Below are 22,524 nucleotides of genomic sequence, written 5' to 3'. Positions count from 1 at the left end.
ACCTACGTTTTCAAGAAGAAGGAAACCGCATGCCCCGCCGTTCGATCCTCTCCGCCGCCGAGCGCGAAAGCCTGCTGGCGTTGCCGGACACCAAGGATGAGTTGATCCGTCACTACACGTTCAGCGAAAGCGACCTCTCCATCATCCGGCAGCGGCGCGGCCCGGCCAATCGGCTGGGCTTCGCGGTGCAGCTCTGCTACCTGCGCTTTCCCGGCGTCATCCTTGGCGCTGATGAGCCACCGTTCCCGCCATTGCTGAGACTGGTCGCCAACCAGCTCAAGGTCGGCATCGAAAGCTGGGACGAGTACGGGCAGCGTGAGCAGACCCGACGCGAGCACCTGGTCGAGCTGCAAACGGTGTTCGGCTTCCAGCCGTTCACGATTGGCCACTACCGGCAGGCTGTCCAGTTGCTGACCGAGCTGGCCATGCAAACCGACAAGGGCATCGTGCTGGCCAGAGCCTTGATCGAGCACCTGCGGCGGCAGTCGGTCATTGTGCCCGCCCTCAACGCCGTCGAGCGGGCGAGCGCCGAAGCGATTACCCGCGCCAACCGGCGTCTCTACGACGCCTTGGCTGAGCCGCTGACGGACGTGCATCGCCGTCGCCTCGACGATCTGCTCAAGCGCCGCGACAACGGCAAGACGACGTGGCTGGCCTGGCTGCGGCAATCCCCGGTCAAACCGAACTCGCGGCACATGCTGGAACACATCGAACGCCTCAAGGCGTGGCAGGCGCTCGACCTGCCCTCCGGCATCGAGCGGCTGGTTCACCAGAACCGGCTGCTCAAGATCGCCCGCGAGGGCGGCCAGATGACGCCCGCCGACCTGGCGAAGTTCGAGCCGCAGCGGCGTTACGCGACCCTGGTGGCGCTCGCCATCGAGGGCATGGCCACCGTCACCGACGAAATCATCGACCTGCATGACCGCATCCTGGGCAAGCTGTTCAATGCCGCCAAGAACAAGCATCAGCAGCAGTTCCAGGCATCCGGCAAGGCGATCAATGCCAAGGTGCGGCTGTTCGGGCGCATCGGCCAGGCGCTGATCGAGGCCAAGCAAGCGGGCCGCGATCCGTTCGCCGCCATCGAGGCCGTCATGTCCTGGGATGCTTTCGCCGAGAGCGTCACCGAAGCGCAGCGGCTCGCGCAACCCGAGGACTTCGATTTCCTGCACCGCATCGGCGAGAGCTACGCCACGCTGCGCCGCTACGCGCCGGAATTTCTCGACGTGCTCAAGTTGCGGGCCGCGCCCGCCGCCAAGGACGTACTCGACGCCATCGAGGTGCTGCGCAGCATGAACAGCGACAACGCCCGCAAGGTGCCCACCGACGCGCCGACCGAGTTCATCAAGCCGCGCTGGCAGAAGCTGGTGATGACCGACACCGGCATCGACCGGCGCTACTACGAACTGTGCGCGCTGTCGGAGCTGAAGAACGCGCTGCGCTCCGGCGACATCTGGGTGCAAGGCTCGCGCCAGTTCAAGGACTTCGAGGACTACCTGGTGCCGCCCGCGAAATTCGCCAGCCTCAAGCAGGCCAGCGAATTGCCGCTGGCCGTGGCCACCGATTGCGACCAGTACCTGCATGACCGGCTGACGCTGCTGGAAACGCAGCTCGCCACCGTCAACCGCATGGCGCTGGCCAACGAGCTGCCGGACGCCATCATCACGGAGTCGGGCCTGAAGATCACGCCGCTCGATGCGGCGGTGCCCGATACCGCACAGGCCCTGATCGACCAGACGGCGATGATCCTACCGCACGTCAAGATCACCGAATTGCTGCTGGAGGTAGACGAATGGACGGGCTTCACCCGGCACTTCGCCCACCTGAAGTCAGGCGACCTGGCCAAGGACAAAAACCTGTTGCTGACCACGATCCTCGCCGACGCGATCAACCTGGGCCTGACCAAGATGGCGGAATCGTGCCCCGGCACGACCTACGCCAAGCTGGCCTGGCTGCAAGCCTGGCACATCCGCGACGAAACCTACGGGGCGGCACTGGCCGAGCTGGTCAACGCGCAGTTCCGACATCCCTTCGCCGAGCATTGGGGCGACGGCACCACGTCATCGTCGGACGGCCAGAACTTCCGCACCGGCAGCAAGGCCGAGAGCACCGGCCACATCAATCCGAAATACGGCAGCAGCCCAGGGCGGACGTTCTACACCCATATCTCCGACCAGTACGCGCCGTTCCACACCTAGGTCGTGAACGTCGGCGTGCGCGACTCGACCTACGTGCTCGACGGCCTGCTGTATCACGAATCCGACCTGCGGATCGAGGAGCACTACACCGACACGGCAGGGTTCACGGACCACGTCTTCGCGTTGATGCACCTGCTGGGCTTCCGCTTCGCCCCGCGCATTCGTGACCTGGGCGACACCAAGCTCTACATCCCGAAGGGCGATGCCACCTACGAGGCGTTGAAACCGATGATCGGCGGCACGCTCAACATCAAGCACGTCCGCGCCCATTGGGATGAAATCCTGCGGATGGCCACCTCGATCAAGCAGGGCACGGCGACGGCCTCGCTGATGCTCAGGAAGCTTGGCAGCTACCCGCGCCAGAACGGCCTGGCCGTCGCCCTGCGTGAGCTGGGACGCATCGAGCGCACACTGTTCATCCTGGACTGGCTGCAAAGCGTCGAGCTGCGCCGCCGCGTGCATGCCGGGCTGAACAAAGGCGAGGCGCGCAACGCGCTGGCCCGCGCCGTGTTCTTCAACCGCCTGGGGGAAATCCGCGACCGCAGCTTCGAGCAGCAGCGCTACCGGGCCAGCGGCCTCAACCTGGTGACGGCGGCCATCGTGCTATGGAACACGGTCTATCTGGAGCGGGCCGCGAACGCCTTGCGTGGCCACGGTCAAGCCGTCGATGACGGCCTGTTGCAGTACCTGTCGCCGCTCGGCTGGGAGCACATCAACCTGACCGGCGATTACCTCTGGCGCAGCAGCGCCAAGATCGGCGCGGGCAAGTTCAGGCCGCTACGGCCGCTGCAACCGGCTTAGCGTGCTTTATTTTCCGTTTTCTGAGACGACCCCAATAACAGGCGAGAGAACCGACATAACCGGGGGCGGCCAGGAAAAGTTGCCATGATTGACAAAAAGACTGCTTTTTGTTTGTACCTGCATGATTAACGGTGCGAATTTTTTCGGCAAACTATAAATGCGGGCACCAGTGTGATGATAAGCACCTGAATAAATGCCGACGGTAATGAAGGTGGCCCTGTTGATTAATAAGTTTGCAGGGAAATAAAAATCCCCGTCATCACGGGGATTTTCCGGACCCGAATGCGTTACCGGGAAGGATGCGAAGGAGAAAAGCGCAGTATCAGCATACCCGCCAGTGCTGCCAGTACAGAGCCGGCAAGTACCCCCACCTTGACCTCGTCCACCAACAGGGGGCTTTCTGCAAACGCCAGGTTGCCGATAAACAGGCTCATGGTAAACCCTATTCCGCACAGGACCGATACGCCGTAAACCTGCAGCCAGGTACTTTTTTCAGGCCGTTTTGCCAGGCCCAGGCTGACGGCCAGCAGCGACAGGCCGAAAATGCCCGCCTGCTTGCCAACAAACAGGCCCAGCGCAACGCCGACCGGTACCGGCGACATCAGGTCATCAGCCGTCATACCGGAGAGCGCGACCCCCGCATTTGCGAAGCCAAACAGCGGCAGTATCAGAAACGTCACCCACGGATTGATGCCGTGCTCCAGCCGGGCAAGAGGGGATTGTTTATCCGGATCGGTTACCCGCAGCGGGATAAAGAGCGCCAGCAGGATACCCGCGATGGTGGCGTGCACCCCGGACTGAAGCATGAAAAACCACAGCACGCCCCCCGCCAGCAGATAGGGAAACAGCCGGGTAATCCCGGCACGGTTCATGATAAACAGCAGAGCAACCGTGACCGCCGCACCGGCCAGCATCAGAAACGAAATATTACTGGTATAGAAGAGCGCAATAATAGCCACTGCGCCCATGTCGTCCAGAATAGCCAGCGCCGACAGGAAAATTTTCAGCGAGGCAGGTACGCGACTGCCCAGCAGTGCCAGTACCCCGAGCGCAAAGGCAATGTCCGTGGCGGCAGGAATTGCCCAGCCAGCGAGGGTTTCATCGCTGCCCGCATTAAACCATACGTAAATGGCCGCAGGCACGGCCATCCCGCCCAGCGCGGCAAATCCCGGCAGCGCGCGCTGGCCCCAGGTGGCAAGCTGACCGGTGAGAAGCTCGCGCTTGATTTCCAGGCCGACCATCATGAAGAACACGGCCATCAGGGCGTCGTTTATCCAGTGCTCAACGGAGAGGCCGGCGGCGTTGTATTTCAGGAATACCTCATATCCCTCCCTGAGCGGAGAGTTAGCCACGATGATAGCGGCTGCTGAGGCGATGATGAGCACGATGCCGCCGGCTGCGGGCGAGCTGAAAAATGCAGATGGCACTTCTGACATCCTCTTTTTATTTCTGTCTGGGATTTCTGACACACTCCCTCCCTTTATTCAAAAAAAACAGGCCTTCCCCTGATATACAACCGCTGGTTATCAGAGGATAAGCCGGCTGAGCTACGCTGAAGATATAAAAAATACGATAATTAATTGCTGATAAATTAACGAATTAGCGTGACGTTAATTTTATCATAACGTCCGGCCCGCTTCAGGCGGAAGAGGTAAAGCCCTGTAAAGCTGCCGCAGGCAGGGGCATTTTTATCCGTCATCAGCCACACGCTCACAGCAGCCATGTGACGACAAAAAAACCCAGGGCAGTCATCAGAATGGAGCCGGTTACGTGTACCAGCAGTGAAGTAAACGCCCAGAAATAATTACCGGACTGCAGCTGTGAGAATATTTCCAGGGAAAACGTGGAAAACGTGGTCAGCCCACCGCACAGCCCGGTGATAACAAGTAATCGCCAGGCCGGATCCAGGTCAGGATGGCGCATGAACCAGGCCAGCGACGCACCAATGATAAATCCGCCCGCAAGGTTCACTACCAGCGTGCCCGGTGGCAGGTCAGGAAACAGGCTGTTCAGGCGTGCGCCAAGCAGCCAGCGGATCAGGCAGCCAGCGGATCCACCAATGATAATGGCCAGATAAGATTTCACGGGGTTTACCTCTGTGTCAGAGGGAGTATGCAGGCTGATGATACGGGGCGGCCTGACATACTCCCGGTTAAAGGGGAGTAATATCAGGCGTCATCAGCTTCTCAGGGGAAGCGGTTGGGTAAGGTGGAACGCCATCACCTCGCCGCAATTCTGGCCCGGTCACGGGCGTTAATCAAGCGGCTATCCACTGTTTTTGTGCGACTCCCCCTGCGGCGGGCATGAGGAGCCCGTTTTCAGGCTTGACCTGAAGAGCATTAAAAATTATCGTTTCGGCAGCATTTTATATCTGACTGTGAGTCATGCACATTACGCCACCCTGAGTTTCTCTTCGCCCGTCCTTTATCAGAGAGCCTGCCGCGACAGCCAGTCCGCGCCGGGTACCGTTCTCTCATATCCGTTACGGGACTGCCACCTTTCACGGTGAACCCGCGTGTACCTGCTTCAGGGACGCAGGCGCCGTGTCCGCAGCAGCCGGTACGGACACGTCGTGATTAATCGGCGGGCTGCAGCCCGCCTTCAGGGATATTCATGCGTCAGCTTTTTCGGTTTATGTTTCATCACGCCTCTCACCTTACGTTCGGTGCGATGCTGATGGCCATGTCCAGCTTTGGACAGACCTATTTTGTCTCACTTTACGGGCAGGATTTTCGTGAGGCCTTTGGGCTCACCGACGGCGGACTGGGCGGCCTGTACGCAATCGGAACGGTGATGAGCGCCATCACGCTGACCTGGGCCGGACGGCTGATTGACTACACCACGACCCGCCGCTTCACGCTGGCGGTCACCCTTTTGCTGCTCACGGCCTGCCTGCTGGTTTCCGGCGCACAGGCGGCGTGGATGCTGTGCATCGGGTTTTACTTTCTGCGCCTCGGCGGCCAGGGACTGATGGTGCATACTGCGCTGACCGCAACGGCGCGCCAGTTCCCCCTTGATGCAGGCAAGGCGCTCGGCGCCATCGCGCTGGGGCTCTCGCTGGCGCAGGCCGTTTTTCCTGTGATTGCGGTGCAGATAAGCGCGCTGACGGGATGGCGCGCTGCCTGGGGCATCAATGCCGGAATGCTTGTTGCCGGCGTGGGGGTCGCGCTGATGTTTTTGCCCCGCGGGAAAGAGAAGCCGCTGCGTACGTTCAGAAAGCGGGGTGAGGAGAAAGAAAAAGAGGCGCCGGTATGGCGAAACCGCAACCTGCTGCTGGCGCTGCCTGTCGTGCTGGCCTCCCCCTTTATCACCACCGGCTTCTTCTTCCACCAGGCGAGGCTGGCACAGGAGAAAGGCTGGGAGCTGTCGTGGGTGGCGGTATGGTTTATTGCCTATGCCATTACCCAGGCGGTATCGCTGCTGTCGTTTGGCCCGCTGATTGACCGGCTCTCACCACGCAGGCTGCTGCCGTGGTTTCTGATGCCACAGGCCCTGGCCATGCTGGCGCTATGGCTCAGCAACGGTCAGTGGGTGACGCCTTTTTACCTGATTATGACCGGCGTATCGTCGGCCATTGCCTCAACGCTTGCCACCGCGCTCTGGGTACAGCTGTTTGGTCCGGCGCAGCTGGCCAGGGTGCGCTCGGCGGTTGAGGCAGGGACGGTGATTGCCAGCGGGGCATCCCCGGTAATCATGGGCGTGCTGATAGATAACCATGTCACCCTGCATCTTCAGGCCCTGTTCTGCCTGGTCTACATTCTTGGCGCCAGCCTGCTGGCCACCGGTATCAGGACGGATGCGCCGCAATAACGCGCCTTTACCTTCATACCCGTCATCCTCTTTCCCCTGTGAAGGCGGGCCTGATATCAGGCCCGCCTGTTTCATCGCAGCATCAGCAGGGGCTGACGGCTTTCAGACAGCATTTCCGTGGTGTGGCTGCCAATAAAGAATCGCCGTAACCGGGAGTGCCCGCAGGCCCCCATTACCGTGAGGTCGATATCATGGGCGTCCGCGTAGCGGCACAGCGCCCCGGTTACGGACTCGTCTTCCAGCAGGCGTGTCTCGGTCGTGATACCGGCTTCCTGAAGAACAGCCTGCGCATCCTGCAGGGCTGACATGTCACCGTTGACCATCACGATATGACAGCTCAGGCCGTGCAGCAGCGGGCTGACCGTCAGGCGCGTCAGGTTTTTACGGCTCTCACTGCTGCCGTCGTACGCAAACATCACCCGCGCCGGCGGCGTAAACGTCTCCGGCACAATCAGCACCGGGTTTTTCTGCAGGCGAATGACGCTTTCCAGATGGCTGCCTACCTGATTCTGCGTCCCGCGGCGCCCCAGCACCATCAGCCGGACTTCGCCCAGCTCCGCCAGGATTTCGTCCAGTGCGCCGTGCTTTTGCAGCAGCTGTGCGTCCGGCTGTCCGGTCTGCTTCAGGAGCTCCGCACAGCCGGCCAGCACGGCCTTGCCCTGCGCCATCAGCAGCCGGCTGCGCTCACCCTCGACGCGGACCAGCGCTTCGGTCAGCTGCTCCCGGCTGTCAATACCAATGCTCCCGGTCAGGTCAGACACGGCGGGAGTCTCACTCTTTTCGAGCACGTGCAGCAGCGCCAGCGGCGCGCCAAGTTTACCGGCTGCCCAGGCAGCATACTCACAGACCGGCCGGGTTGACGGCGAGCCGTCAACGCAGGCAATAACGGTGTTATTCATGATGCTTTCTCCAGTAAATTAATGGCCACCCATCAGCTTTTCCACTTCTTCAGGCTTGTCATGCACTCCGAAGCGGTCAACGAGGGTGCGGGTCGCGTCATTCATACCCTTGATCTCCACTTCCGTGCCTTCGCGACGGAACTTGATAACCACCCGGTCCAGCGCGCTCACGGAGGTGATATCCCAGAAGTGGGCGTGCGTTACGTCAATCACCACGCGCTCCACCGCTTCACGGAAGTCGAAGTGGCTCATAAAGCGATCGGATGAGGCAAAGAATACCTGGCCGGCTACGGTATAGGTGCGGGTGTCGTCCTTCAGCTCAGAGGAGACCGCCATAAAGCGGGCGACCTTGGTGGCGAAGTTCAGCGAGGCAATCAGCACGCCGGTGAGCACGCCAAACGCCAGGTTATCGGTCGCCACCACCACCACCACGGTGGCCAGCATCACCACGCTGGTTGACAGCGGATGGCTGCGCAGGTTGCTGATGGAGCGCCAGGAGAAGGTGCCGATGGAGACCATGATCATCACCGCCACCAGAGCCGCCATGGGTATCCGGGACACCCAGTCGCGCAGGAACACCACCATCAGCAGCAGCACCACGCCGGCGGTGAGCGTGGAAAGCCGCCCGCGCCCGCCCGATTTGACGTTGATCACCGACTGGCCAATCATCGCGCAGCCCGCCATGCCGCCGATAAAGGAGGTGCAGATGTTGGCCACGCCCTGCGCCTTGCACTCGCGGTTTTTATCGCTCGGCGTGTCGGTCATGTCGTCCACGATGGTGGCGGTCATCATCGACTCCAGCAGCCCCACCACGGCAAGTCCTGCCGAGTACGGCAGAATAATCATCAGCGTGTCGAGGTTAAGCGGGATATCCGGGATCAGAAACACCGGCAGGCTGTCCGGCAGTTTGCCCATGTCACCCACGGTGCGCACGTCCAGGTGCAGCCACATGGAAATGGCGGTCAGCACGATGATGCAGACCAGCGGCGAGGGAATGGTTTTGTTCAGATACGGGAAGAGATAAATGATGCCCAGGCCCGCAGCGGTCAGGGCATAAACGTGCCAGGTGACGTTGGTCAGCTCCGGCAGCTGCGCCATAAATATCAGGATGGCCAGCGCGTTCACGAAACCGGTGACCACCGAGCGGGAGACGTAGCGCATCAGGCTGCCCAGCTTCAGGTAGCCGGCCGCCAGCTGCAGTACGCCGGTCAGCGCCGAGGCCGCCAGCAGATACTGCAGGCCGTGGTCTTTTACAAGCGTGATCAGCAGCAGCGCCATCGCACCGGTGGCGGACGATATCATTGCCGGACGGCCGCCGAGGAAGGCCATAACCAGGGGAATACAGAACGCAGAGTAGAGCCCGACCTGCGGGTCGACTCCGGCGATGATGGAAAAGGCGATCGCTTCGGGAATAAGCGCGAGCGCGACCACAATACCGGCAAGGACGTCACCACGGACGTTACCCAGCCAGTCCTTACGCGTCGAGGACAGCAGCATAGTCATTTCTCAGTTTTTGATTACGGTCAGCCCGTGAGGGCAAAAATTTTACGTACGAAAAAGCACATCCGCAGACGGGATGTTTTTGAGTGCGCGCCGAAGTTTATTCAGTGCGACAGAGGAGGGGTACGACTCAGGGTGGCGTAAGACGCATGGTGGTGTTTATCACTCCTTCACGGCTGACAGAGCAGCGCGGGTAATCAGAAAGACCGGATGAACAGACGTTCAGTACCGGCCACAAATGCCCGCCGGGCAGATGAACCACGGCAAAAAGCGCTTTTTACTCTACACGAATTGTTAACGGGGTCAACGCGCAGGGCAAAAACGCTGTTCATGGAATGCCGGTCAGGCGCATCCGGACGGAAAGTCCTTCTGCATGCTCAGGCTCGTCCGGCGTTCGCACATACATATGATTAAGTGAATATAAATTTGACGGAGAAAGTTTCACAGGTACACTCAGGTCAGTCACAATAAGGAGTCACCATGCCACCCGTGTCCCCCCTGCAGCTTTTTAAAAGCCTTTCCGACGAAACCCGACTCAGCCTCGTGCTGCTGCTACGCGAAAAAGGGGAGCTCTGCGTCTGTGAACTTACGTCCGTGCTGAAAGAAACTCAGCCCAAAATCTCACGGCATCTGGCTCTGCTGAGAGAAAACGGGCTGCTTACCGACCGGCGGGACGGAAAATGGATCCACTATCGTCTGTCGCCTCATATGCCGGCGTGGGCAGCGGCGGTTATCGAACAGGCTTATCTCTGCCAGCGGGATGATATCCGCCAGCTCAGCCGGCAGGCTGAACGCGATAACGCCACCACCAACGGCAAGCCTGTCTGCATTTAAAAATTTACCGGTATATATCTGGATTATCGAATATATTACGCATCGAAAATTTATCAGTCCGGTTTAACAGGCATTTGTATTCAATAGGAGCGGGTATGTTTCTGGCAGGTGCGATTTTCATCCTGACGCTGGTACTGGTCATCTGGCAGCCGAAGGGGCTGAGCATTGGCTGGAGTGCCGTCATCGGTGCGGCGCTGGCGCTGCTGACCGGCGTGGTGCACATCGGTGATATTCCGGTGGTCTGGCAGATTGTCTGGAACGCCACGGGCACGTTCATTGCGGTCATCATTATCAGCCTGCTGCTCGATGAGTCCGGCTTTTTTGAGTGGGCCGCGCTGCACGTTTCCCGCTGGGGAGGCGGCAGGGGCCGGCTGCTGTTCACGTATATCGTTCTGCTGGGTGCCGCAGTGGCGGCGCTGTTTGCCAATGACGGAGCCGCGCTAATTCTGACGCCGATCGTTATTGCCATGCTGCTGGCGCTGGGATTCACTCCCGGCTCCACGCTGGCGTTTGTGATGGCAGCGGGCTTTATCGCTGACACCTCCAGCCTGCCGCTCATCGTATCGAACCTGGTGAACATCGTAACGGCTGACTTCTTTACGCTGGGCTTCAGCGAGTACGCATCCGTCATGGTGCCGGTGAACATTGCCTCCATTGCGGCCACGCTGGTGATGCTTCATCTCTTTTTCCGCAGGGACATCCCGGTCACCTATGACCTGGCGAAGCTGAAGGCACCGCGGGAAGCCATCCGGGATGCACGAACCTTTAAGGCTGGCTGGGTGGTTTTGGTTCTTCTGCTGGTTGGCTTTTTTGCTCTGGAGCCGCTCGGCGTGCCGGTCAGCCTGGTGGCGGCGGTGGCGGCGTTTATTCTCTGGCTGGTTGCCCGCAAAGGACACGTGATTGACGCCGGCAGGGTGCTGAAAGGCGCGCCCTGGCAGATCGTTATCTTTTCGCTGGGCATGTATCTGGTGGTATACGGACTGCGTAACGCCGGACTGACTGATTACCTTTCCGCCGCCCTGAACCGGTTTGCAGAGCACGGCGTATGGGGCGCAACGCTCGGCACCGGCTTCCTGACGGCGGCACTCTCGTCCGTCATGAACAACATGCCCACCGTGCTGGTTGGCGCGTTGTCGATTGACGGTAGTAGCGCACAGGGCGTGGTGAAGCAGGCGATGATTTACGCCAACGTCATCGGCTGTGACCTCGGCCCGAAAATAACCCCTATCGGCAGCCTCGCAACCCTGCTGTGGCTGCACGTGCTGGCACAGAAAAACATCACCATCAGCTGGGGCTATTACTTCCGCGTGGGCATCGTGATGACCCTGCCGGTGCTTTTTGTCACGCTGGCCGCGCTGGCCCTGCGCCTGTCTGTTTAACTTTAACCCCGGGGCTGCGCCCGTGCAGCCCCTTTACGGAGTACCGCTTATGACTGACATTACCATTTACCACAACCCGGCCTGCGGGACATCCCGCAATACCCTGGCGCTTATCCGTAACAGCGGCGCCGAACCCACGGTTATTCTGTATCTGGAAACGCCGCCGTCACGCGATGAGCTGAAGAAGCTGATTGCGGATATGGGCATCGGCGTGCGCGACCTGCTGCGCAAAAATACCGAACCGTACGAACAGCTCGGCCTGGCAGAAGACCGCTTCAGCAATGACGAACTGCTCGATGCCATGCTGGCTCATCCGATCCTCATTAATCGCCCGGTGGTAGTGACACCGCTCGGCACGAAGCTGTGCCGTCCCTCCGAAGTGGTTCTGGACATACTGCCGGACCCGCAGCAGGGCGCGTTTACCAAAGAGGACGGCGAAGCCGTCATTGATGAGCACGGGAACCGCGTCAGCCACTGATTTTTTACCAGGCTGCGGGCATAACAGTGTGGAAAAAGCCGGCATCTGCCGGCTTTTTTATATGCTGCGCTGGTTGACCCGCTCAGAAAGCTGCGCGGCACTCTCTTTCCTTTCGCTGTAGCGGTCGGTGAGATAATCACTGCGACCGCGCGTCAGCAGGGTGAACTTCATCAGTTCCTCCATGACGTCCACTATGCGGTCATAATACGAAGAAGGCTTCATGCGGCCATCCTCATCAAACTCGGCCCAGGCTTTTGCCACGGATGACTGATTCGGGATGGTGATCATCCGCATCCAGCGTCCAAGAATACGCATCTGATTTACAGCGTTGAACGACTGTGAGCCGCCGCTGACCTGCATGACGGCCAGGGTTTTTCCCTGTGACGGGCGGACCGCGCCTGACGTCAGCGGTATCCAGTCAATCTGGGCCTTCATGATGCCGGTCATGGCCCCGTGACGCTCCGGAGAGCACCAGACCATGCCTTCCGACCAGAGAACCAGCTCCCGCAGCTCAGCCACTTTCGGGTGCGTCTCCGGCGCATCATCGGGCAGTGGCAGGCCGGACGGGTTGAAAATTTTCACCTCCGCGCCCATGGCCGTCAGCAGCCGGGCACCTTCTTCCGTTGTCAGCCGGCTGTAAGAGCGCGCCCGCAGCGAGCCGTAGAGCATCAGGATGCGGGGCGGATGCGTTATCTCTCTGGCCTTCAGCTTATCTTCCGTCAGCGGCGCGTCCAGGAGGGCCGGATCGATATTTTTCAGGGCATCAGTCAGGTTGTTCACAATGGGGTCTCTTCGGGAGTCTTTGCGGGTGACAGACTGCAGCTGCCGCCTGCGCAGCATTCTTCTGTCAGAAAGGCCATCAATTGCTCAAGCTGCGCATAGCAGGGCCTGCAGAACAGGGTACGACTCTGCCGTTCCTGGCTTATGAGTCCAGCGGATATCAGCGCTGAAAGATGATGGCTGAGCGTGGAGGCAGGAATCTCAAGGTGCTTCTGCAGTTCGCCAACCGGCAGGCCTTCATGACCCGCCCTGACCAGCTCCCGGTATATGCTGAGACGTGTCGGGTGGCCCAGTTCTCGAAGTGCGTTTGCAGCAGTGTTTAAATCCATAATACCTCCTTTATCTATATTTCCAGAATAATAGAAATATAGCCTGCGTCAATCGTTTCTGCCGTGAGGGTACCGCTTTCCCAATCATGCTCTGTCCGCCAGGTTATGGGGGGCAGAGCCAGAGCACTACCGAAATCCTTGCGAATACCCGTGCAGGGAATAATTTCCGCCCCCTTTATGGCCGGAAAAAAAACTGATAAACGTCGCCTTTTCAGAAGGTTGCTTTCTTAACGTGGTTTTTCGCATGGTTGGACCTCAGACCCCATCAATAGGAAATTTAACTCTATTCTGACATCGTTTGCACATGGCATCTGACATCAAGTTAGGGTATGCCTCAATCTGACGGCTGCGAACCGCCAGGGACAGGCGCAATGTCAGATTCTGTCGCGGCCTTGGCGCGTGCCTGGAAGCGTTCATAGCAATCCAGCCCGCAGAAATGTTCGACGTATTCCGCGCCTTCCGGGGTGAAGGCGGCATCGAGCGGAATTTCTTTGCAGCATACGCAGCAGGTGGTGCAACTGGCAGTGTTCGGGGCGTTTGCGTTCATGGTGGTACTCCTCCAGATTGGTAGCGAAGCTCAAAGCTGCCCACTCTCGGCTGGCTGGGAAGCGGTCATGATCTTCCCTTGAAGGCCCGCAGCAGCCGCGTCACAGACAGGACAAACAAGCCGGTCAGCGTGAGGGCTGCAATACCCCAGTGCTCCCCGATGAACGCGCCGGCCGTCGTGCCGGCTAGCACAATGGCGAGAATCGGCAAATGGCAGGGACAGGTGAGCACGGCCAGCGCGCCCCACAAGTAGCCGGTGATCGGTTTGTGCGTCTCAGACGGCAAGTGCTCTGGGCTGTTCATGGCAGACTCTCCGCGTGCTGTGCCGGTTCGGTTGGCATGGCGGCCAGTTGCATTTCGAGGCTGGCCAGGGCCTCGCGCCGACGCTCGACGAGTTGCCGCAACACGGCAAGCTGCGCAGACGCACCGTCACCGTCCGCAGCATCCAGCGCCCGGCACAGCCGCGCCAGTGCGTCCAGGCCGATACCCGCTTCGAAGGCAGCCCGTACAAAGCGCAGCCGTTGCAACGCGGTGTCATCGAACAAGCCGTAGCCGCCCGTGGTGTACGCGACCGGCCGTAGCAATCCGCGCAGCAGGTAGTCGCGCACGATATGCACGCTCACCCCGGCATCAAGGGCCAGCCGGGACACTGTGTAGGCGCTCATTGAACACCTCCTTTTCCTCATCCGGCGCAGCACGAAAGCTGCTTCACGTCCTTGCTGAAGGTCTGCGCCGCGAGCTTCAGCCCTTCGACCATGGTCAGGTAGGGGAACAATTGGTCGGCCAGTTCCTGCACGGTCATACGGTTGCGAATGGCGAGCACCGCCGTCTGGATCAGTTCACCCGCTTCCGGGGCCACCGCTTGCACGCCGATGAGCCGTCCGCTACCTTCCTCGATGACCAGCTTGATGAAGCCGCGTGTGTCGAAGTTGGCAAGCGCACGCGGCACGTTATCCAGTGTTAGCAGGCGACTGTCGGTCTCGATCCCGTCGTGATGTGCTTCCGCCTCGCTGTAGCCCACGGTGGCGACCTGCGGGTCGGTGAACACCACGGCCGGCATTGCGGTCAGGTCCAGGGCCGCATCGCCGCCAGTCATGTTGATCGCCGCACGAGTGCCGGCCGCTGCCGCCACATAGACGAACTGCGGCTGGTCGGTGCAGTCGCCGGCCGCGTAGATGTTCGGGCTACTGGTGCGCATGCCCTTGTCGATGACGATGGCCCCCTGCGCATTGACGGCTACCCCCGCCGCTTCCAATGCCAGGCTGCGCGTGTTCGGTGTCCGGCCGGTGGCGACCAGCAGCTTGTCGGCGCGCAATTCACCGTGCGTGGTGGTCAGCACGAATTCACCGTCCATATGGGCGACCTGGCTGGCTTGCGTGTGCTCCAGCACCTCGATGCCCTCGGCACGGAAAGCGGCTGTCACCGCCTCGCCGATGGCCGGGTCTTCACGGAAGAACAAGGTATTGCGCGCCAGGGCCGTGACCTTGCTGCCCAGCCGGGCAAAGGCTTGCGCCAGCTCCAGCGCCACCACCGACGAGCCGATTACGGCAAGGCGTTCGGGAATGGTGTCGCTCGCCAGGGCCTCGGTGGAAGTCCAGTAGGGTGACTCTTTCAAGCCCGGAATCGGCGGGACCGCCGGGCTGGCACCCGTGGCGACCAGGCAGCGGTCGAACATCACGACGCGCTCGCCACCCTCGTTCAAACTAACGATAAGGCTCTGGTCGTCCTTGAAACGCGCTTCACCGTGCAGAACGGTGATGGCTGAATTGCCGTCCAGGATGCTTTCGTACTTGGCATGACGGAGTTCTTCGACACGGGCCTGCTGCTGGGCCAGCAGCCGCTCGCGCAAGATCGTCGGCGGTGTGGGTGGCATGCCGCCGTCGAATGGGCTTTCCCGGCGCAGATGGGCGATGTGGGCGGCGCGGATCATGATCTTGGACGGCACACAACCGACGTTGACGCAGGTGCCGCCGATGGTGCCGCGCTCAATCAGCGTGACCTGCGCGCCTTGCTCGACGGCCTTCAGTGCTGCCGCCATCGCGGCTCCACCGCTACCAATGACGACGACCTGCAACGGGCGTTCGTTGCCACTGGGCTTATCAGCGGCCCCTATCCAGCCGCGCATCTTGTCGAGCAGGCCGGCGCGGTTGTCCGTCGGTGGCGCATCGGCAAGCGTTGCCTCGTAGCCCAGTCCGGCCACGGCGGTAGTCAGCGCATCCGATGACGTGCCCGCCTCAATGGCGAGTTGCGCTGTGCCCTTCGGATAGGACACCAGCGCCGATTGCACGCCGGGCACTTTCTCCAAGGCTTCCTTGACGTGAGCCGCGCACGAGTCGCAGGTCATCCCGGTGATTTTCAGGGTGGTCATGTATTTTTCCTTTTCTGTGGTGGCTACGGCTGTTGCCGTCAGCCACGTTGTTCTGGCAATTCACAGCTGTCCGGCCCGCAGCGGCGATGTGCTGGCGAGATGAAATCCCAGACCGACACCCCAACCATCAAGGCCAGGCCGACATAGAGCAGTCCACCGCTCTGCCAGCCGTAAGCCCGCATTAAAAACACCGCTGCCAGCACCAAGATCGGGCCTATCGTGCCGAGCGCCGTGCGTCGCCACTGTCGATGATTGAGCCAAGCGATAGCATTGGCGAGTAACGCGATGCCGGCGAACATCGGCAGCAGGATGCCAATGAATAGCCCCTCGTACTGGCTCAAGAAGCCCAGTCCGATGGCCGCGCCAAAGCTGGCGATGGCAGGAAAACAGGCGGCGCAGCCCATCGCGGAAACGACGCTGCCGAGCGCGCCGGTTTTGCCAGCGATGCGCGTGATGAGTCCCATGTGTCGCTCCCGAGTTCGGTTAACGGATCAGCGTTTGAGGCTGGACGGATAGCCCGCGTCCTCGGTCGCCTTGGTCAACTTCTGGACGTTGGTCTTGGCATCGTCGAAGGTGACGACGGCCTGGCGCTTGTCGAAACTTACGTCGGTCTTGCTCACGCCCTCAACCTTGGAAAGCGCGTGCTTGACAGTGATCGGGCAAGAGGCGCAGGTCATGCCAGGCACGGACAGCGTGACGGTCTGGGTGGCGGCCCACACGGGGGCAACAACGGCAGCGAGGGCGAGGGCGGCAAACAGTTTTTTCATGATGAACTCCTGTGATTAATAGAAAAATGGCATGACGTAGGGAAATCCGAGCGAGACCAGGACCAGCGCGGCCACGATCCAGAAAATGAGCTTGTAAGTAGCTCGCACTTGGGGAATCGCGCAGACCTCACCCGGTTTGCAGGCTTGCGCCGGGCGGTAGATGCGCCGCCAGGCGAAAAACAGCGCGACCAGCGCTGCGCCGATGAAGATCGGGCGATAGGGTTCCAGCACCGTCAGGTTGCCGATCCATGCCCCGCTGAACCCCAAGGCGATCAAAACCAGCGGCCCCAGGCAGCAGGCCGACGCAAGAATGGCGGCCAGCCCACCGGCGAAGAGCGCGCCGCGCCCGTTTTGTGGTTCAGACTTTTGTGGTTCAGACTTTTGTGGTTCAGACTTTTGTGGTTCAGACATACGCTTGTCCTTTCAAATTTGGTTTGGATAGCTTAAGCTTACTTCCGTAGTTATGTACGGAGTCAAGCGATATGCAAATTAATTTTGAGAATCTGACCATTGGCGTTTTTGCCAAGGCGGCCGGGGTCAATGTGGAGACCATCCGGTTCTACCAGCGCAAGGGCCTGCTGCCGGAGCCAGACAAGCCCTATGGCAGCATTCGCCGCTATGGCGAGGCGGATGTAACACGAGTGCGGTTCGTGAAATCGGCCCAGCGGCTGGGCTTTAGCCTGGACGAAATCGCCGAGCTACTGCGGCTGGAGGATGGCACCCATTGCGAGGAAGCCAGCGGCCTGGCCGAGCACAAGCTCAAGGATGTGCGCGAGAAGATGGCCGACTTGGCACGCATGGAGGCCGTGCTGTCTGAACTGGTGTGCGCCTGCCATGCGCGGAAAGGGAACGTTTCCTGCCCGCTGATTGCGTCACTGCAAGACGGAACGAAGCTCGCTGCATCGGCGCGGGGGAGTCACGGGGTGACTACGCCTTAGCGTGCTTTATTTTCCGAATTCTGAGACGACCCCAGATCCCGGGTTTTGTATATTCTCTTCCTGATGCGCTCTTTTTTCAGTGAACTGAAGAACGATTCGGCCACCGCATTATCCCAGCAGTTGCCACGCCGGCTCATGCTCGGGACCAGGTTATTAGCCCGGCAGAAGCGCTGCCAGTCGTCACTGCCGTACTGGCTTCCCTGGACGCCCTTCTAAGTGTCAAGTTGTTATTTGAGTGCTGTTGATCTGCCGATTTTGATTTCGAAGCAGTGTAAAGACCTCGCGTGCGATGTAACGTTTCAGGCAGCGCAGTGCTTCCATTTTTGAGTGTCCCTCTGAGACTCTTTTCGCTACATACTCCTGTGTTTTCGTGTCCGTGCGTAATCTGCCTATAGCGATGATATGTAGCGCGCTATTAGCTGCACGATCGCCACCACGGTTCAGTCTGTGGCGATTTGTTTTGCCTGATGAGACGGGAACGGGGCTGACTCCGCATAAGGCCGCGAAGCCAGACTCAGACTGAAGCCGTTGAGGGTTATCACCGGCTGTGATCAGCAACTGCGAAGCCGATTCATAGCCGATTGCGTTACGCTTAATCAGATCAGGTGCCAGCTCATCAACGATTGATGCGATCATAATATCGAGGTCTGCTATTTCATCGTGCAGTTCAAGATATCGCCTAGCCAGCGATTTCAGGGCAATACGATAAGCATCCTGAACATTGCGATATGCCGTAACATCCGGTCGCCATGCGGCCAGGGTGCGAATCAGTTGCATCCGGGTCAGACTGCGTATTTGATCACGTAGTTCGTCCGGTGCAGAAACGATATTCATCTGGATCATTTGCAGCGCAATTCGACGCGCCGCAACGGCCGTTTTTCGGCAAACTTTCAAAACGCGAAGTGCTTCAATCATCCCGCTTCGTGTTTTAGGTGTGACAGTGCGTATAAATGAGAAAGCTGCGTGAGCGGCACTTTCAGCATCAATTGTGTCACTTTTACCACGCCTGCGACGCTCCATCTTATCCGGAGCAGTCACTTCCAGAACGGTGATCCCGGCATTCTGCAGGTAGCGCAGCAAGCCAGCGCCGTATGAGCCGGTACATTCAACGCCGATGCGGGCAACAGTTCCAAAAGATGTCATCCATGTCAGCATCTGACGATATCCCTGTCGGGTTGTCGCGAAAAACTTACTGCCTAAAACGCGGTTATTTTCATCAACCACTGCAGCAACGTGCAGATCCTTGTGCGTATCAACTCCACCCACGACAGACGGTGTGAGAACTGACTTAATTTTCGCCATGATCTAATCCTGCTCTGAAACTTATCGTCATTTCTCCTGACGATAACCCGGACAGGACAGTAATAAGACAAGCCGTCAGGCCCTTCTTGAGTCACGCGCATCGGTGAGGAGAAGCCTCGCATGAAGTACTTTCCGTCAACCGACGGGTCCAGGGAAAGACACATTTCTGGTCGATCAGAGTGTGAGTCAGGGAGCCGGAAAGTCTTCACTGCATCAGTGATCTCACCGGGCTGAGAAAACAGCAAGCATGATGATGAAAACTGACACCGACATTCTTACTGTCTGAGTGCACGATGACCTCGCCGTCGGGTTTACGTCGCCAGACCGCCATCATCAGTGCATCCAGCGCCAGTTCGCGTGAGAGAGTGGGCTTCATCGACCAGCCCACCACGTTACGGGCGAAGAGATCGATAACCACCGCCAGATACAGCCAGCCCTGCCAGGTGCGGAGTAGAGTAAGAGGCAGGGCGTAGTCGGACTATTTCCCTGCCTCTCCTCCCCGAACCGGACGTGCACCTTTCAGCGCATCCGGCTCTCCATTTAAATGCTGGCGAACGCCATTGCCACTTCTGTAAAGCGCGATGTATACGTGTTTCTGGTCTCCGTCCTCAGATAGGGATTACCTTCGGGTAGCCGCCAGCGGAACAGCTTCTTGCCTTGCCCCACCAACCGGTACAGTATTTCGCCGCTGAGCTTGCCGTGATTGGTTTTACCAAATAAAACCCACGTTTTGCTCTGACCCGGTTTCGGTGATTTACACCACCACCTCATCAGGGAAGCGATACCTGTACGGTATTTGCGGGCCAGCCAGTGAGCCAGCTTCCAGAACACGACACGGTCGATATAACTGAAGACTTTGGCCTTAAAATCAACGAACTTATAGAACATGGCCCAGCCTTTCAGTTTTCGGTTGAGTTGTTCAGCCATATCGACTTTGCTTTCACTGTAGTTGCCTGATAACAGTGCTGTCAGCGATGCGGCGAAGTTTCTGGCTTTCTCCTGCGGGATCGTTGAGACCACTCGCATCTCGCCATAACGACTGCGTTTGCGAATGATCCTGTGCCCCAGAAAGATAAAGCCGTCATTAACATGGGTGATTTTAGTCTTATCCATGTTCAGCCTGAGTTTCAGACTGCCTTCGAGCACACCCCGACACTCCTCCCTGATGGCTTCCGCCTGTGCTTTGGTGCCTTTGACGATGAGGACAAAATCATCGGCATAGCGGCAGTACGCCACCGCGGGTTTCCACTGCCAGTTTTCTCTGACCGCCGTACTTCGGCCCCGTTGGATACTGTTATTCCAGTACCACCGATCTTTTCTGGCTTTCCCGCTCAGGTAGCGCTCATGCAGGTATTGATCGAACTCATTCAGCATGATGTTCGATAATAGCGGCGATATAACACCGCCCTGTGGCACACCTTCACTGGCCGCCCGAAAGAGACCGACATCGATATGTCCCGCCTTGATGGTTTTCCACAGCAGAGTCATGAAACGTGCGTCACTGATCCTGCGGCGTACAGCCTTCATCAGCAGTCGATGATGTACGGTGTCGAAGTAACTGGACAGGTCGCCTTCAATCACCCAGCGTCCCCGGGTTTCACCGCAGTCTGTGAGCTGTAATTTCACCGTGCGGATCGCGTGGTGGACACTGCGCTCAGGCCGGAAGCCATATGAGAGCGTATGAAAATCACTCTCCCATATCGGCTCCATCGCCATCAGCATGGCCCGCTGAACAATACGATCCCGCAACGCGGGGATACCCAGTGGTCGCAGTTTGCCGTTGCTTTTAGGGATGTAAACCCGTCTGGCGGGCAAGGGCTGGTAGTGGCCTGAGAGTAATTCATCCCTGAGGATTTGCAGCTCAACAGCCAGTCTGGCCTGTAGCATTGTTTTGTTCACGCCATCAACGCCGGGGGTATGCGCCCCCTTTGATGAAAGCGTGATCCGCGCCGCTTCAGCCAGCCATTCTGGTTGTGTTATCAGACGCAGCAGCCGTTGAATCCGTAGGGACGGATCGGTGGCCGCCCATGTGGCAAGCTTGCGTTGCATTTCGCTGATTATCAAAGGTCTTCACCTCGTTAGGTCAGTTAATTCACGTCGCAAACACATTCAAACTGCTTCCCTTCGCCATGTAATGGGCTTTCCCCATCGCGGACTACTACGGAAGCTCCGCCAGCCAGCGCGTCATCGGAGCCATGCCCCCTTAACATCCGTCGCTGACCTTCCCCGGTTTACCTGCCTGGACTCAGGCATACTGAGGAGGCTGCCCGTCGCACTCTTTATCCTTGCTTGCCGCAAGTTGGCAGAAGTCAGCAACGCAAGCGTGATAGACGCTGCTGCCCCGGTGTTTCGCATACATGTCAAAACACCTTCGACCGGCAGTGCTTACGTATCACTGCCAGTTCCTCCTGCACGGCCTGTCAGATCACGTAGGCCGTGGTGACGTTTTCAACCCACAGAGGCGGATTAACGGGTTCATGTTCTTCAGCCTTTCAGTACTTAACCTTGAGGATCATCTCGGCTTAGTGATCTCGCCTCAATCCCCGTTGTCAGCGGGTTACATCACCCTGCGGGCATGCCGCAGGTCACTGCCGCTCAGGTTCTCCACCGTCACACCCGGTGGGATTGTTGGGTTTCTCATCGTGAGTTACCGGTTCAATATTCCAGACAGACTCGCGGTTCATTTAAGCATCCATGCCCGCCCTGAACTCCGGGCACACTGTAGGTGATGTCGGTGACCCACACCTGATTGGGCTTCACTACAGTAAATTCACGCCGCACGTGATTAGGCGCTATCAGTGACGGTCGTCCCCGGCTCCCGCGTGGCACTTTATAACCATGTATAGCCTGAATCCTGTTTTTCCTCATGATTTTGGCAACCCGGTTTCTGCTGCACACTTCGCCAATTTCGCGAAGATCGCCATGAACCCTGCGATAACCGTAAACTCCACCACTCAGCGTATAGGAGTCGCGGATGAGTTCCAGCAGTCGCTGGTTATCCTTTTCTCCGGCAGATACAGGGTTATGGAGCCAGACATAAAATCCGGCACGGGCAACCTTAAGGACCCGACACATTGTAACGATCGACCAGATTTCACGGTGATCGTTGATAAAGCGATACTTCAGTCGGGCTCCCTTGCAAAGTACCGCGCGGCCTTTTTCAGGATATCCCGTTCTTCTTCGGTACGTTTTAGCTGCGCCCGTAGTTTCAGGATCTCGCTTTTGGCTTCCAGTAAATCCCGGGCATGCTGCTCGCTGTTATCCGGTTTGATAGCCCGTAGCCACTTGTAGAGGCTGTGGGCAGAAACGCCCAGACGGTCAGATACTTCGGCAACGGAATAACCGCGTTCCGTTATCTGTCGGACGGCTTCTTCCTTAAATTCAGGTGTAAATCGTGGTGTGCCCATATGCTCCCCCTATACTCAAACTATAGGGCAGATTTGTCTACGGGCTCGGGGTCACTCCATTAAGTGATAACAGGTGTCTGGAAATATAGGGGCAAATCCAGTCGGGAGGATGCGTGATCTGATCCTTCAACTCAGCAAAAGTTCGATTTATTCAACAAAGCCCATTCATGTCTGTCGTCTCCGTCACGGAA

Annotated in this window: 19 protein-coding genes, 5 pseudogenes and 1 riboswitch; of the genes and pseudogenes, 6 read left to right on the top strand and 18 right to left on the bottom strand. The window is 58.8% G+C overall.

Annotated features, from left to right (window positions below; translation table 11 throughout):
- Positions 1-29: 29 nt before the first annotated feature.
- Positions 30-2,996: pseudogene (locus DBR02_RS25595) on the top strand (Tn3-like element ISPa38 family transposase).
- Between the two features lie 287 nt (positions 2,997-3,283).
- Here DBR02_RS25595 and nhaA read toward each other — a convergent pair.
- Together nhaA and crcB are read right to left on the bottom strand one after the other, a co-directional pair.
- The gene (nhaA, locus tag DBR02_RS25590; RefSeq protein ID WP_011977829.1) at positions 3,284-4,432 is read right to left on the bottom strand and encodes a Na+/H+ antiporter NhaA; all 1,149 of its coding nucleotides are present in this window, start codon (positions 4,430-4,432) and stop codon (positions 3,284-3,286) included.
- Positions 4,433-4,706: 274 nt separating this feature from the next.
- A complete protein-coding gene (gene crcB, locus DBR02_RS25585; RefSeq protein WP_004118534.1) occupies positions 4,707-5,081 on the bottom strand; it encodes a fluoride efflux transporter CrcB in 375 nt (124 codons plus the stop codon).
- A gap of 77 nt (positions 5,082-5,158) precedes the next feature.
- A riboswitch (Fluoride riboswitch) is annotated at positions 5,159-5,229 on the bottom strand.
- 380 nt (positions 5,230-5,609) lie between these two features.
- Here crcB and DBR02_RS25580 point away from each other — a divergent pair.
- On the top strand, positions 5,610-6,806 hold the full coding sequence (locus DBR02_RS25580) for an MFS transporter (protein ID WP_001549953.1): 1,197 nt from the start codon (positions 5,610-5,612) through the stop codon (positions 6,804-6,806).
- Between the two features lie 71 nt (positions 6,807-6,877).
- Here the strand turns inward: DBR02_RS25580 and DBR02_RS25575 are convergent, their stop codons facing one another.
- Both DBR02_RS25575 and DBR02_RS25570 read right to left on the bottom strand, forming a co-directional pair.
- Positions 6,878-7,705: a universal stress protein gene (locus DBR02_RS25575; RefSeq protein WP_004118529.1), complete on the bottom strand. Its 828-nt coding sequence runs from the start codon at positions 7,703-7,705 to the stop codon at positions 6,878-6,880.
- 18 nt (positions 7,706-7,723) lie between these two features.
- Positions 7,724-9,202: a SulP family inorganic anion transporter gene (locus DBR02_RS25570; RefSeq protein WP_001549885.1), complete on the bottom strand. Its 1,479-nt coding sequence runs from the start codon at positions 9,200-9,202 to the stop codon at positions 7,724-7,726.
- Positions 9,203-9,685: 483 nt separating this feature from the next.
- Between DBR02_RS25570 and DBR02_RS25565 the strand changes: the two genes are divergently transcribed.
- From DBR02_RS25565 to arsC, 3 genes are all read left to right on the top strand, one after another.
- Complete coding sequence (locus DBR02_RS25565) at positions 9,686-10,039, top strand: metalloregulator ArsR/SmtB family transcription factor (RefSeq protein ID WP_001549886.1); 354 nt, start codon at positions 9,686-9,688, stop codon at positions 10,037-10,039.
- 95 nt (positions 10,040-10,134) lie between these two features.
- A complete protein-coding gene (locus tag DBR02_RS25560; RefSeq protein WP_001549887.1) occupies positions 10,135-11,418 on the top strand; it encodes an arsenic transporter in 1,284 nt (427 codons plus the stop codon).
- Positions 11,419-11,467: 49 nt separating this feature from the next.
- Complete coding sequence (arsC, locus tag DBR02_RS25555) at positions 11,468-11,896, top strand: glutaredoxin-dependent arsenate reductase (protein WP_001549888.1); 429 nt, start codon at positions 11,468-11,470, stop codon at positions 11,894-11,896.
- Between the two features lie 57 nt (positions 11,897-11,953).
- Here arsC and arsH read toward each other — a convergent pair whose 3' ends face one another.
- From arsH to merT, 9 genes and pseudogenes are all read right to left on the bottom strand, one after another.
- Complete coding sequence (gene arsH / locus DBR02_RS25550; RefSeq protein WP_025801347.1) at positions 11,954-12,667, bottom strand: arsenical resistance protein ArsH; 714 nt, start codon at positions 12,665-12,667, stop codon at positions 11,954-11,956.
- 5 nt (positions 12,668-12,672) lie between these two features.
- Complete coding sequence (locus DBR02_RS25545) at positions 12,673-13,005, bottom strand: ArsR/SmtB family transcription factor (protein ID WP_001549890.1); 333 nt, start codon at positions 13,003-13,005, stop codon at positions 12,673-12,675.
- Between the two features lie 334 nt (positions 13,006-13,339).
- A pseudogene (locus DBR02_RS25540) lies at positions 13,340-13,567 on the bottom strand (DUF3330 domain-containing protein); the annotation flags it as partial.
- A gap of 50 nt (positions 13,568-13,617) precedes the next feature.
- Positions 13,618-13,854 (bottom strand): broad-spectrum mercury transporter MerE, encoded by a 237-nt coding sequence (merE, locus tag DBR02_RS25530; protein ID WP_001087807.1) that lies wholly within the window; start codon positions 13,852-13,854, stop codon positions 13,618-13,620.
- Positions 13,851-14,216 (bottom strand): mercury resistance co-regulator MerD, encoded by a 366-nt coding sequence (gene merD / locus DBR02_RS25525; RefSeq protein WP_001277466.1) that lies wholly within the window; start codon positions 14,214-14,216, stop codon positions 13,851-13,853. The genes merE and merD overlap by 4 nt, the downstream gene beginning before the upstream one ends.
- 17 nt (positions 14,217-14,233) lie before the next feature.
- A complete protein-coding gene (merA, locus tag DBR02_RS25520; protein WP_107535689.1) occupies positions 14,234-15,919 on the bottom strand; it encodes a mercury(II) reductase in 1,686 nt (561 codons plus the stop codon).
- Positions 15,920-15,957: 38 nt separating this feature from the next.
- Entirely contained in the window at positions 15,958-16,383 is a 426-nt protein-coding gene (merC, locus tag DBR02_RS25515; protein WP_000522996.1) for an organomercurial transporter MerC, read from the bottom strand.
- 27 nt (positions 16,384-16,410) lie between these two features.
- Positions 16,411-16,686: a mercury resistance system periplasmic binding protein MerP gene (gene merP / locus DBR02_RS25510; RefSeq protein WP_000732275.1), complete on the bottom strand. Its 276-nt coding sequence runs from the start codon at positions 16,684-16,686 to the stop codon at positions 16,411-16,413.
- Between the two features lie 15 nt (positions 16,687-16,701).
- A complete protein-coding gene (merT, locus tag DBR02_RS25505; protein ID WP_001294653.1) occupies positions 16,702-17,097 on the bottom strand; it encodes a mercuric ion transporter MerT in 396 nt (131 codons plus the stop codon).
- A gap of 71 nt (positions 17,098-17,168) precedes the next feature.
- Here merT and merR point away from each other — a divergent pair, with 71 nt between their 5' ends.
- Positions 17,169-17,624 carry an Hg(II)-responsive transcriptional regulator gene (gene merR / locus DBR02_RS25500; RefSeq protein WP_001166628.1) on the top strand — a complete coding sequence of 152 codons (456 nt, stop codon included), beginning with the start codon at positions 17,169-17,171 and terminating at the stop codon, positions 17,622-17,624.
- Positions 17,625-17,656: 32 nt separating this feature from the next.
- Here merR and DBR02_RS25495 read toward each other — a convergent pair.
- The 5 genes and pseudogenes from DBR02_RS25495 to DBR02_RS25465 all read right to left on the bottom strand — a co-directional run.
- A pseudogene (locus DBR02_RS25495) lies at positions 17,657-17,827 on the bottom strand (IS3 family transposase); the annotation flags it as partial.
- A gap of 16 nt (positions 17,828-17,843) precedes the next feature.
- Complete coding sequence (locus DBR02_RS25490) at positions 17,844-18,926, bottom strand: IS110 family transposase (protein ID WP_069219573.1); 1,083 nt, start codon at positions 18,924-18,926, stop codon at positions 17,844-17,846.
- Positions 18,927-19,206: 280 nt separating this feature from the next.
- Positions 19,207-19,386, bottom strand: a pseudogene (locus DBR02_RS25480) (DDE-type integrase/transposase/recombinase); the annotation flags it as partial.
- Between the two features lie 80 nt (positions 19,387-19,466).
- Positions 19,467-20,975 carry a group II intron reverse transcriptase/maturase gene (gene ltrA, locus DBR02_RS25475; RefSeq protein WP_001189109.1) on the bottom strand — a complete coding sequence of 503 codons (1,509 nt, stop codon included), beginning with the start codon at positions 20,973-20,975 and terminating at the stop codon, positions 19,467-19,469.
- Between the two features lie 672 nt (positions 20,976-21,647).
- Positions 21,648-22,333 (bottom strand): annotated as a pseudogene (locus DBR02_RS25465) (IS3 family transposase); the annotation flags it as partial.
- Positions 22,334-22,524 lie beyond the last annotated feature (191 nt).

It is taken from the genome of Enterobacter cloacae complex sp. (genome assembly GCF_900322725.1).
GTDB classification, from domain to species: domain Bacteria; phylum Pseudomonadota; class Gammaproteobacteria; order Enterobacterales; family Enterobacteriaceae; genus Enterobacter; species Enterobacter quasihormaechei.
This window is presented reverse-complemented; position numbering and strand designations above follow the sequence as displayed.